Here is an 11,757-nt window from a genome sequence, read left to right as displayed (position 1 = left end):
CCTCCCATCATTCTAGAATCATCGAATAACGAGGCAAAAAAATCAGGCCGCCGATTGGGCGGCTTGCTTGCATTCGGTCTCGTCAGCGCAGCACTCGGCGACGAGAAAATTCACCAGCCCCTGCATGGTGTCGTATTCTGCGTGACAGACCAGAGTGGTCCCCTCGCGGACCTGCGAGATCAGGCCGACGGCGACCAAAGTCTTGACGTGATGCGACAGGGTGGACGCCGGGACTTTAAGCCGTTCTTGCAACCGCCCGACGGGCATGCCCGGACGGCCAGCCCGGACGAGCGTCCGGTAGATCTTCAGTCTGGTCGAATTGCCCAGCGCCTCGAGGCGGGCCGCTGCATCGTCGATCTTCATGCCGATACCCTACCACCGGCCGTGAACGCGTCAACGGTATTTCTAGAAAGATGGAATAAGATTCTCGGCCCGCTATCAACAACTCTACGTGCCAAAATCGCTCGTCCAGTATTTTTCGAGCCGATCATCAGTATGAGACCGGCCAAGGCCGAAAACCAGATTTGCTTGCTCATCGGACGTGCTTGCCACTTATGTCGATAAGTCTGGACATGATGATACATTAGGACCGAAGTGACAAGCATCCGACATGCAATCTCCGCAACTCGCCAAAAACTTTTTCTGCGTCCGAGGAATCGTCCGAGCCATGACGATCTGACCGTGATCTGGTCGTCGGTGACTCACGCGTCTTCTTGGATTCCAAATCGCACCTCGGCGGATCGGTGACAAAAGCGTGCCGACCCATGGATTACTCAATTGACACCCTCCAGCACATTTCGATAATTCGCGACGCAAAGACTTTTCGCCTTCGGAAAGGACCGTTATGGAGAGTTACGATCTGGGAAGGCGTGTAGCGGCCGAAGTATTGGGAACAGCCGTATTGGTGGCGACGGTCGTCGGCTCCGGCATCATGGCCGAGACCCTCACGAAGGATGTCGCGCTCGCCCTGCTCGGCAACACGCTGCCGACCGGCGCGATCCTTGTGGTCCTTATCACCGTCTTGGGACCGATTTCCGGAGCCCATTTCAATCCAGCGGTCACGGTGGTCTTTGCACTGAAGCAAGAGATCAATTTCCGCGAAGCGCTCGCCTACATCGTCGCACAGATCGTGGGTGGCATCCTCGGGACCCTCTTGGCGCATGCGATGTTCGCCATGCCTCTCATTGCGCTTTCGCTCAAGGTGCGGACCGGTGGTGCGCAGTGGCTTGCGGAAGCGGTTGCCGCGTTCGGCCTGGTCGCGACCATTCTCGGCGGCCTGCGTTTCCAAAGGACGGCCATACCGTGGCTTGTCGGCCTTTATATTACGGCGGCCTATTGGTTCACCGCATCGACCTCCTTCGCCAACCCGGCGGTCGCAATTGCCCGCTCGTTGACCAACACGTTTTCAGGCATTCGCCCGGTGGACCTGCCGGGCTTTATCATCGCCGAATTGTTGGGTGCGGTTCTCTCGCTCGGTCTGATGACTTGGCTTTTGAATACACCTTTGGCCGGTGGCAAAGAGGCTGGAGTGCATGATAACGATCTACCACAGCCCCGACTGCGGGACCTCCCGGAACGTGCTGGCCATGATCCGGCGGAGCCGCGTCGAGCCTGAGATCATCGAATATCTGACGATGCCGCCGTCGCGGGAAAAATTGCGTGAGCTCATCAGAGCGACGGCACTTTGATCGAATGGCGGCAGCGGAATGGCCGACGTGGTGGGCGCCGGGGTGATGCGCCCCATGCAGTCGCGTAATGGAAGCGACCCGTGTTCGTTGACGGGTGTTCCAACGCTCAGCGCGACCGAGAGCGCGGCGCCGAGCGCGAGCAAACCCGGCCGATCGCAAACCTGGTCGATATGCAACATGACCGCCCTCACAAGGAAGCCCGGGAGTATTGCGCTCTCGGGCTTTCAGGTTCAGGAAAGAAACCGGCTCATATCAGGCCGTGTAGTCGAAGGATTTGAAGCTCAGATGCTTCACGCCTTCAGGCGCATCGGAAAGCTTCCGAATGTTCGCCCAGGTTTGCTTGTAGTTGGGGATGATCAGCTCGTTCACACCGGGCGACACGACGTTGCCCTGCACGCCGTTCGCCTGCGCGAACAGCATAAAGGTCAGCTTGGGCTTGGCCGTGGTCGTCGGGTACGCAATCGCTTGTGTCGAGCCGTTGTCGTTATAGATTTCGACTAGATCGCCCGGATTGAGCTTGAGGTCATCCATGTCCTTCGGGTTCATCTGAACAAACGGATACGGCGACCGGTCGGTGACAAACTCATTGTCCTGATCGAGATAGCCGTTTTGCCAGTTGATGTTGGAGCGGCCGTTATTGATGAGGAACGCGAACTTCTTCATCTCGGCTTCCTTGCCGGCTGCCTGCAAGCTGCGCCACGGCGTCTCCATGAATTTCGCTTTGCCGTCCCTGGTGTTGAACTTGCCGTCGGCAAACAAGCGTTTGGTACCTATGATCTTGCCGTCCTTGAAGTCGACGGCGGGCTGCTGGAAGCCGTTGGTGCCCATCGCGCGCAAGCGCTCATAGGTGACGAACTGGCCGCCTTTTTCATGGCCGTGATAACCGTCCGTGAAGGCAGCTTCCTTGAGACCTCACAGCTGCGATGCAAATCCTGGAATGAGTTCAAAGGCCCGGATGCGCGCCGCATGGATTCATCATCGCCTTGTGCGACGTGCCGCAAGGGCAATTCTGCCCCGATCTCGGCGGGCAGTATGTCACCGCCGTATGGCCCTTACCCGATCCAGCGACATTTAAGGGGTCGACGGCTGAACGCACGACCTTGCTGAACGAGCTCTACGCGATGATCCGACGCCGTATCGAGATTTTCACCAGCCTTCCCTTCCGGTCGCTGGATCGAATGGCGCTCAAGGCGCGGCTGGACGAGATCGGCGACACGACCAAGGTTTTTCCCTGACAGGACACCAGATGAGAGTTGGCATCAATGGCATGGGCCGCATCGGGCGGCTCGCCCTTCGATCGGCATTTGGCGGCATCTATCGACCTGAGAGCGATCCCCGGGCCGGCAACCGTCTTGACGTCATTCACCTCAATGAACTGAAGGGTGGCATCGAAGCGACGGCGCATCTGCTGGAGTTCGACAGTCTGCATGGTCGCTGGAATACGCCGCTCGGGATTGATTCTGGCAAGGCAATCACGATCGCGAATAAGCAACTCGGCTTCACCGAGGCAGCATCCCCCGCCGATATCCCCTGGGGCGATCTCGGATGCGATATCGTCCTGGAATGCACCGGCAAGTTCCTCAAACAGGAGCAGTTGCAGGGATATTTCGACCGCGGCGTCAAGCGCGTGATTGTCGCCGCACCCGTGAAGGATGGAAGCGCCCTCAACATTGTCGTCGGCGTCAATGACAGGCGGTATGACCCGCCGAAGCACAAACTGCTGACGGCGGCGTCCTGCACCACCAACTGCCTCGCGCCAGTTGTGAAAGTGATTCATGAGGCGATCGGCATCAAACACGGTCAGATTACGACGATCCACGACCCGACCAACACCAATGTCGTCGTCGACGCCCCTCACAAGGATCTGCGGCGGGCTCGCTCGGCGCTGCTCTCTCTGCAGCCGACCACGACCGGAAGTGCCACCGCGATCACCCTTATTTATCCGGAGCTGATGGGTAAGCTCAACGGTCACGCGGTGCGCGCGCCGGTGCTCAACGCCAGCCTTACGGATTGCGTGTTCGAAGTTGCGCGTAAGACGCGCCCCGAAGAAGTCAACACGCTCTTCAAACAGGCCGTCGAAGGCGAGCTCGCGGGCATTCTCGGCTTCGAGACACGTCCGCTCGTCTCAGCCGACTTCAACAATGACTCGCGCAGCTCGATCGTCGATGCCGCCAGCACCATGGTCACCGACGAAACGCTGCTGAAGGTTTACGCCTGGTATGACAACGAAGTCGGTTACGCCTGCCGGATGGTGGACCTGGCCAATATCGTAGAGGAGCGCGGGCTATGACAGCACAAACGCGCAACTATCTGATCGTTACGGCCTGCTACTGGGGCTTCACGCTCACCGACGGCGCGCTGCGCATGTTGGTGCTGTTTCATTTCTACCGCTTGGGCTACACGCCATTCACCCTCGCCTTCATGTTCCTGCTGTATGAGGCGGCCGGCATCGTCGCCAATGTCGGCGGCGGCTATTTTGCTTCGTGTTACGGCATCCCGCGCATGCTGGCGGTCGGCCAAATCCTACAGATTGCCGGTCTCCTGATGCTTTCGCTGCTCGGCGAAGGATGGAGCGCGGCACTATCGGTGACCTGGGTCGTGGTGGCCCAAGGCATCGCGGGCGTCGCCAAGGACATTACTAAAACCGCCTCGAAGTCCGCGATCAAGGCGACGTCGGCCGAAGGCAGCGGCCAGCTCTTCAAGTGGGTCGCATGGTTCACCGGCTCCAAGAACGCCATGAAGGGCGTTGGCTTCTTTCTTGGCGGACTCCTGCTCGAGGTCATCGGCTTCCGACCAGCGCTATGGGTGATGGCGGCGCTCATCGCTGCGATCTTTGTGGCTGGGCTGCTACTGCTGCCGAGGCAGCTCGGCAAGGCGAAATCCTCCAAGTCCATGCGCGAGCTGTTCAGCAAGACGCGCAGCATCAATCTGCTGGCGGCGGCACGCATTTTCATGTTCGGCACGCGCGATGTGTGGTTCGTGGTCGGTCTGCCGGTGTATCTCTACGCGCATGGCTGGTGGTTCTTGCAGGTCAGCGGCTTCCTTGCCGCGTGGACGATCGTTTATGGCGGCATTCAAGCGGTGGCGCCCTCGCTCGTCACGCGCAGTCCGGACGGGCTAAGCCGTGAAATCCCTGCGGCACGCCTGTGGGCAGCGATCTTGGCAGCGGTGCCAATCGTGCTTGCTGTTTTGATGCGCACGCCCGACATCCCACGGCCGGAGCTTATGCTGGTATCAGGCTTGGCACTGTTCGGCGTGCTTTTTGCCGTCAATTCGTCCCTGCATTCCTACCTGATTCTGGCTTATGCCGGGTCCGAGAAGGCCGCGGAGGATGTCGGCTTCTACTATGCGGCGAATGCCGCCGGGCGCCTGCTCGGGATCATTCTCTCGGGCCTGCTTTATCAGCTCGCCGGCATCGAAGGCTGCCTCATCGGATCCGCCGTCATGCTTGTGCTTTGCTGGGCGATCACTTTCGTGTTGCCAACCGAGCCGGAACGCGTGGGGCTTCAGCAATCGGCTGTCTGACCAGGCCTCCTGTGAGCGGGATTAAGTCGCCGCACCGGTCGCCCACCCCTCCGTAGTCATCTCTGGATATGAAGACGCGAAGATCTCGAACGTCTTCGCAGGAAGCGGCTTTGAGAAGCGAAATCCTTGAAGCTCGTCACAACCTTCGGCCGCCAGAAACGCTTCCTGAGCCGCCGTCTCAACGCCTTCTGCTGTAACCTCAAGCTTCAGGTTTCGCGCCATGGCGATGATGGATCGCACAATCGCAGCATCTTCGGCGCCCGATTGCCCCGCTATGTTCGCTACAAAGCCGCGATCGATCTTGATTCGCGTGAGCGGGAACCGCGTCAGAGAACTCAATGACGCGTAGCCGGTGCCGAAATCGTCGAAAGCAATACCGATTCCCTTCGCACGCAATTGCTGAAGAGACCCAATTATCGCCTCGTCATTTCGAAGCGCAATGTTTTCGGTCACTTCCAGTTCCAACGCATCCGGCGGCAATCCGCTCTCGCTCAACGCCACCTCCACATCGTTGAGCAGGGTACCGCGCCGGAACTGGACAGCAAAGAGATTCACGCCAATGCGAAGGCCGGATCTTCCCGGCTTTCGCCACGAAGCGGCGACCTTGCAGGCACTTGCCAATATCCATCGGCTCACTTCAAGGGCAACGGCGCTCTCGGACAGAACATCGATAAAGGCGGCTGGCGCCAAAAGGCCCTTGTCCGGATGTTGCCAGCGAAGGAGGGCTTCGGCCCCGACAATCGCTTTATCGCTGGAGCGAACCTGGGGCTGAAAATGGAGCACAAATTCATGATTTGCGCAGGCGCGGCGCAGCTCACCGTCCAGCTCGCGCCGGGCACTGGCTTTTGCGCGTAGCGTCGGGATAAACAGCCGAGGCATTTGTCCCCCGGCATTCTTGGCGTCGTAAAGCGCAAGGTCCGCGTTGGCGACCAGCTCGTCGATGGTGGCCCCATGCGCCGGCGCCACGGCAACGCCCGCGCTGGCGGCAACAAATAACCTGTGGCCCTCGACTTCAAAGCACTCGGTCAGGCGGCTGAATATGGCTTTGACGGCTTGCATTGCGACAAGCGGGTCTCCGCAGTCGGGCAACGTCAAGACAAATTCATCGCCGCCGAGCCGGTACACGCGCCGCCCTGCCGCGGCGGCAGCCGCGCGGTCGGCCACCATTTGCAATAGTTTATCGCCAATGGTGTGGCCGAGCGTATCATTGATGTCCTTGAAACCATCGAGATCGAATATCGCAATCGATACCGAGCGGGTATCGAGGTCAACGAAGACTTCCTCGAGATCTTTATTGAGGCTGGTGCGATTGGGGAGCCCAGTCAACTGGTCGTAATGTGCGAGCCTTCGCAACTTCTCCTCAGCGATCTTTCGCTCCGTGACATCCCGGCCAATGAGAAAGTACTTCTGCTCGGGCTCAGACCACACACCAGACCAGGCCAAGGAAATGATCGTCCCGTTCTTGTGGACGTACCGCGTGTCGAAATTTCGTGTGCCCTGGCCGCTCAGTCGCCCTAGCTTCATCTCCCTTCGAATGCTTTCCCAGTCTTCAGGGTAAATGAAGTCGGTACCGTTTCGACCGATCATATCCTCTGGTCGGTATCCCACTATGGCGAACGAGCTGGGACTGACCCGGACGAAGGTTCCATTCGGATCCGTGACGACAATGAGATCCAGAGAGGTGTCGAAAAGGCGTTGTCGCTCCCGTGTTTCCTGGCTTAACGCATCCGCCTGCAAGCGGAAATCCGCGTCGGCCTTTGCTCTCTCCTTGGCGGCCAGGGGCAGCCATCGAAACACGAGCAGGCCGAGGACCGCCAGAGCCGCGATCACATTCAACACTTTCGGGATGATGAGATAGCTGGGATTGCCGAGCACGGACACCAGGGAGCTCGGAAGTAAACCGTACTGGCCCCCGAAATATATTCCGAAATAGAGATTCTCGGCGATGTTGCGGGTCGTGTCGATGACGAGCACCGACAAGAGCAGCCGCACGGTCCCGAACGTTCTCGGATTGCGGATATAGGCGACGCTTATTGCAGTGAAGACCGCAAGCCATAGGGCGATGATGGCCCAATAGATCAAGGCTGCTGCGAGAGTCATTGCCGAGAGAGGCCCTTCGTGGACGAAGCCACTCATTTAGAGAAGGCGTATCAACGACGGGTTGATCTTTGTAGGCTTTTGCCTACAGGCTTAATGATTGCCTAAGCGAGCCTCACGCTCAAGCGAAGCGTTTCTTGCGCTGTCTTGGGTCTCGGCCCTATTGAGAGAGGGTTCACTCTCCGGTTGAAGCGCCGGTGCGGCAACGACGGGCGACCGCATGAGCTCGGCGATGCGTTCGGCGGAAACGGGCCGGCTGAACAGATAGCCCTGCATTTCCGTGCAACCCGCGGCTTTGGCGATCTCGCATTGCTGCTCCGTCTCGATACCTTCGGCCGTCGTGATCATGTGGAGGCTCGCAGCCAAGCCGGTGACGGCGCGCACGATGGCGGCAGACTCGGTCTGATCCGAAAGGTCTCTGATGAAGGATTGATCAATCTTGATCTTGTCGAATGGAAAGCTGCGCAAATAGCTCAGAGACGAGTAGCCCGTACCGAAATCGTCCATCGCGATTCGTACACCCAGCTCACGAAGCTGATTGAGAGTAGCGAGAGTCGCCTCGGTGTGTTGCATCAGGACGGCTTCCGTGATTTCAATTTCCAGCCGCTGAGCCGGCAAACCGGTCGCCGCCAACGCGCTTATGACAATTTGTGCAATGTTCTGGTTCTTGAACTGCACCGGGGAAACGTTCACGGCAACTTTGAGATCATCGGGCCAGGTCGCAGCTTCCGCACAGGCGGTTCTGATCACCCATTCGCCCAGGCCGGTGATGAGACCGGTTTCTTCGGCAATCGGAATGAATTCGACCGGCGAGACCAGACCGCGTTGCGGATGTCGCCATCGGACAAGGGCCTCACAGCCGCTGATTTCACCGCGCTCGAGATTGACGAGCGGCTGGTAGTGCAATTCGAACTCGCCACGAGCCAAGGCCTTACGCAGATCGAGCTCGAGGTTCCGACGCGCCGTCATACGGATATCCATCTCCGGTTCGAAGAACCGGTAGATCCCGCGCCCACCCGTCTTTGCACCATACAGGGCCAGATCGGCCTTCTTGATGAGCTGGTCGGGGTTGGTGCCGTCCGACGGTGAAATCGCAATGCCGATGCTGGCATCGACGATGATCTGATGGTCTGCAAGCTCGTAAGGCGCGGCCACCGCTTCACGAACTCGCGCAGCGAGCTCGGCAACATCCAGAGGCCGGCGGGCGCCGGTCTGCGCAATTGCAAACTCGTCGCCGCCAAGACGCGCGACCGTATCGATTTCTCTGACGCATCCGCGCAGTCGATCGGCAACCGCCTTCAGGAGATCGTCGCCGACAGGGTGTCCGAGCGTGTCGTTGACGCTCTTGAAATTATCGAGATCGAGGTAGAGAACGGCGACACGCTCTCTACGCCGCCTTCGCTTCAGTTCATCATCAAGCCGCACGCGGAAAAATACCCGATTGGGCAGGCCTGTCAGCGCATCATGATGGGCCATGTGGGCAATCTGCGCCTCCGCCTGCCGCCGCTCGCTGATGTCTTCGAGTGTCACGACCCACCCCCCGTCGGCGATCGGCCGGTAAACGACGTTGATCGTTCGCCCATCGGCCGTGTCGGCGAATATGCTGGCGGTACGTCCGCGCGACACTGCGCTCAGGATACTGGCGCAATAGTGATCGACATCTCCCACAAACGATCCGGTGTCCTTCCGATGCTGGATCAGTTCGCGCAACGAGCAGCCAGGCGTTACGATCTCTGGCGAAAGACCGTACATTTGGATGTAACGCTCGTTGACAACCACCACGCGCGCCGCTGAATCGAACATCAGGAGACCCTGGCTCATGTTGTCCAGCGCCAGCTCCAAGCGCCGGACATAAGGCAGAAAATCCTCACTCTGCTGCCCCAACCCATCGGGCAGTGCCGCCAAATGTTTGTGCATGTTCCCTCCTGCCGCGCAGTATACGACGCGAGCTTTGCACCCGAATACAACCTCAGAGTTAACAGCGGCTCGGCTTGCGACGCTGGTGAACATTCGGTTTAGGGAACCCGCTGGAGTCTAAGGAGCTGTCGCGCGTGTAAGCGCCGCCGAACGAGAAGGTGCGATTCAGTCCGACATGCACGATGCGCAGCATCGGCGAGCACATCTGGGACGATCGAAAGATAGACCGTAGTTCTCCGGGCATTTTCTCGCAATAGCTTGCTCTATATGAGCGCAACCCTCAGGCGATCTCGTAGAACTACGGACGCCGGGCGACTTACCAGCCCGAGCCGTTCCGGTGGGCGGCAAGGCCCGGGGCTTCCGGACAGCTCCCTAGCCTCGTTCCTGAAGCGGGGGTTCAATGTCAAGCCGAATTCGAACAAGCTCAGGCTGAACTTCTCGGCAAGGCCGTCGTCCTAACCGATGGCATCGGGACGGTGGATAAGATTCAGCTTGATGAAACGCACGGTCTGCGCATTTCGATCGGAGGCCGTAAAGGCATATGGTCGACAATGTTGGCGCAACCGCAATAGCGGGGACGAAGCCGTATTGCGGGCTGTCCATCCCGCCGAGTTCACGACTAGCGGCGCTTCTTAGCACTCTCGCGCACGATTTCGGCGGCGCGCGCCAGCACATCAACATAGTCGTCCGGGCTGAGGTAGCCGATCAGTTCCTTGATGCCGTCGTCGGCGTCGATCCGGGCACGCGATCTGCGTCGCGAAATTCTCAAGCTGCTGCGGCGTGATTTTCATACGACCCTGTATGGTCCTACGTAGCTGCGTTGGGACTACGGCTTGGGCCCAGGTGATCGTCCCACGTCGTATACCCGCACCTTCTGCAACGGAACATTGTCATCGTTGCGCCAGTGCGGGCGTCCAGCATCTCGGTAACAATCAGCTCGCCGCTCGTGTAACATCGCTCGCAATTGGGCAAGGATGCTGCCGTTTTACCATGCAGGCATGGCCATCACATGGCCATCACGTAGAACTGCCGACGGACCAGAACCATAGCCCCGCCGGACGGCAGCCACCGTTCGACCTTGTCATCTCCGTCGCGCCGCATTTTTCTCGTCGACGGCGGGGTTCGCAACGCTCGACCAAGCGGACCACAGTCTTGCGGGCCGGATACCCGGTGGGTCCCGGATCACGTCGCCGGGCACGATCGGCTTCCAGAACAACATGATAAGCCGACGCAAATCTGCATCCGATGCTTTCGGGCAAATATACGTTCGCGCTCAACTTGATAAGCGGATAAGGTCAAAGGTATTGATCTTTTCCGCGCCGACGTGTTGGCGCCGTCGCGAAAATCCATTCTGCAGATTCGGGCTCCACATGTCCCGCAAGCGCTTGCGACAGAGTATGTCGCTTGTCTAGCTCATCGCATGGCCTGCGTGACCCAATGGCCGCGCATTTCGGATAGGGGCACCTTGCCTAGATTTGCCCAGATACCGCTAGCCAGGAGAAGGATAGCAGCGAAGGCAACCATCAGCCGCCCAAAGTACAGCATATCCCGTTTTCCTCCGCGAAGGACGCCTCCGAGCTCGGATTGCCGGCCGACAGCCTCCTTCCGTTCCTAAACGCAGACCCTTGATAGTGGTTCCCCGCCGGGCGCTCTAACCAGGCGGCAGCCGATCCGCTTCGGTCGCCAGCGCGGAATTGATCACCTCTAGTTGCAAAGCGATGCTTCACTGCTTCGGCGACCACATGCGCCAAATCGGTCAGCGTGACTCGCCCAAGACAGGTCGCTCGCGTAAATCGCGGCGTCGAGACAACCGTGACGCGGATGCCGCGACGTTGCATAGCTTCGACCAGGGAACGAAAAGTCACCGTCGCCGGAGAGCAGAACCATCTGATCGATATGTCGGGCAAGTTCCATGGCGACGTCAATCTTGCCCTCAACCTTGCGCCGGCCACTCGCGTCGATTCCCGTCACGCTTGGTCGGGCGGAAGGAAAGAGAATCCGTATTCGCTTTGAGTAAAGGCAGCCTCGCTTGCCCACTTCTGAGATGAAGCGGATGTGCGTTTTAGATGCGCCGGGCCGCGGATCTGCACTTGGTTGAGCAGGAAGGTAAGACGGCTTCTTCCAAGCGCGAACGAGGCTCAGGGTGGACAACGCGGCCGCTTTGGGGGGGCGAATCTCCGCAGCCCCGCTGGGCTCTTTGCAGCAGTGCTTTCCTTTTTTGGCGAGATCATCGCTCAGCCTGATGCTTAAAACGGGTAGGTGACGCCGATCATTGCCGCGGGGGTTGCCACTTGAAAGGATCTGGGCTGCCCCCAATTCCGCCAAGTGGGTGAAAACGTTAGCCTGGCGGCGCAACTCGTCGCCAATCATCGCTCCCTAACGGCAGAGGCAACGCGGCAGAGCAATTTAGACAGCATCGGCGAATTCCCGACTCATTCATCGGACATCGCAGCATTCGTACCTCGATCATCTCATCGCTCCGAGGAACTTGCGAGGACCATCATTGCTGGCTTTCACGTGTGGAGCCCAA

8 protein-coding genes and 3 pseudogenes are annotated in these 11,757 nt (G+C 59.1%); 5 read left to right on the top strand and 6 right to left on the bottom strand.

Annotated elements, in window-relative coordinates:
* Window positions 1–42: 42 nt before the first annotated feature.
* On the bottom strand, window positions 43–363 hold the full coding sequence (locus MTX19_RS06525) for a metalloregulator ArsR/SmtB family transcription factor (protein ID WP_280982916.1): 321 nt from the start codon (window positions 361–363) through the stop codon (window positions 43–45).
* Between the two features lie 481 nt (window positions 364–844).
* Between MTX19_RS06525 and MTX19_RS06520 the strand changes: the two genes are divergently transcribed.
* Together MTX19_RS06520 and MTX19_RS06515 are read left to right on the top strand one after the other, a co-directional pair.
* Window positions 845–1,615, top strand: coding sequence for an MIP/aquaporin family protein (locus MTX19_RS06520; RefSeq protein ID WP_280982915.1), 771 nt, complete (start codon window positions 845–847; stop codon window positions 1,613–1,615).
* Window positions 1,578–1,676, top strand: a pseudogene (locus tag MTX19_RS06515) (arsenate reductase); the annotation flags it as partial. The gene MTX19_RS06520 and the pseudogene MTX19_RS06515, both read left to right, overlap by 38 nt.
* Window positions 1,677–1,940: 264 nt before the next feature.
* Here MTX19_RS06515 and MTX19_RS06510 read toward each other — a convergent pair.
* Window positions 1,941–2,594: pseudogene (locus tag MTX19_RS06510) on the bottom strand (molybdopterin dinucleotide binding domain-containing protein); the annotation flags it as partial.
* 77 nt (window positions 2,595–2,671) lie between these two features.
* Between MTX19_RS06510 and MTX19_RS06505 the strand changes: the two are divergent.
* Genes MTX19_RS06505 through arsJ form a run of 3 tightly spaced genes read left to right on the top strand, consistent with a single transcriptional unit; the run spans window position 2,672 to window position 5,213 of the window.
* Window positions 2,672–2,923 (top strand): hypothetical protein, encoded by a 252-nt coding sequence (locus tag MTX19_RS06505; RefSeq protein WP_280982914.1) that lies wholly within the window; start codon window positions 2,672–2,674, stop codon window positions 2,921–2,923.
* Window positions 2,924–2,934: 11 nt separating this feature from the next.
* Window positions 2,935–3,978, top strand: a complete 1,044-nt coding sequence (locus MTX19_RS06500; RefSeq protein WP_280982913.1) for an ArsJ-associated glyceraldehyde-3-phosphate dehydrogenase — start codon at window positions 2,935–2,937, stop codon at window positions 3,976–3,978.
* Window positions 3,975–5,213 (top strand): organoarsenical effux MFS transporter ArsJ, encoded by a 1,239-nt coding sequence (gene arsJ, locus MTX19_RS06495; protein ID WP_280982912.1) that lies wholly within the window; start codon window positions 3,975–3,977, stop codon window positions 5,211–5,213. The genes MTX19_RS06500 and arsJ overlap by 4 nt, the downstream gene beginning before the upstream one ends.
* 21 nt (window positions 5,214–5,234) lie before the next feature.
* On the opposite strand, the gene MTX19_RS06490 is transcribed toward arsJ, so the two are convergent.
* The 4 genes and pseudogenes from MTX19_RS06490 to MTX19_RS06475 form a co-directional block, all read right to left on the bottom strand.
* The gene (locus tag MTX19_RS06490) at window positions 5,235–7,349 is read right to left on the bottom strand and encodes an EAL domain-containing protein (protein ID WP_280985890.1); all 2,115 of its coding nucleotides are present in this window, start codon (window positions 7,347–7,349) and stop codon (window positions 5,235–5,237) included.
* A gap of 54 nt (window positions 7,350–7,403) precedes the next feature.
* Window positions 7,404–9,227, bottom strand: a complete 1,824-nt coding sequence (locus MTX19_RS06485) for an EAL domain-containing protein (RefSeq protein WP_280982910.1) — start codon at window positions 9,225–9,227, stop codon at window positions 7,404–7,406.
* A 619-nt stretch (window positions 9,228–9,846) separates the two neighbouring features.
* Window positions 9,847–9,996 (bottom strand): hypothetical protein, encoded by a 150-nt coding sequence (locus MTX19_RS06480; RefSeq protein WP_280982909.1) that lies wholly within the window; start codon window positions 9,994–9,996, stop codon window positions 9,847–9,849.
* A 1,030-nt stretch (window positions 9,997–11,026) separates the two neighbouring features.
* Window positions 11,027–11,189 (bottom strand): annotated as a pseudogene (locus MTX19_RS06475) (NYN domain-containing protein); the annotation flags it as partial.
* Between the last annotated feature and the right edge of the window lie 568 nt (window positions 11,190–11,757).

The organism is Bradyrhizobium sp. ISRA464 (genome assembly GCF_029910095.1).
In the GTDB taxonomy this organism is placed as follows: Bacteria; Pseudomonadota; Alphaproteobacteria; order Rhizobiales; family Xanthobacteraceae; genus Bradyrhizobium.
This window is presented reverse-complemented; position numbering and strand designations above follow the sequence as displayed.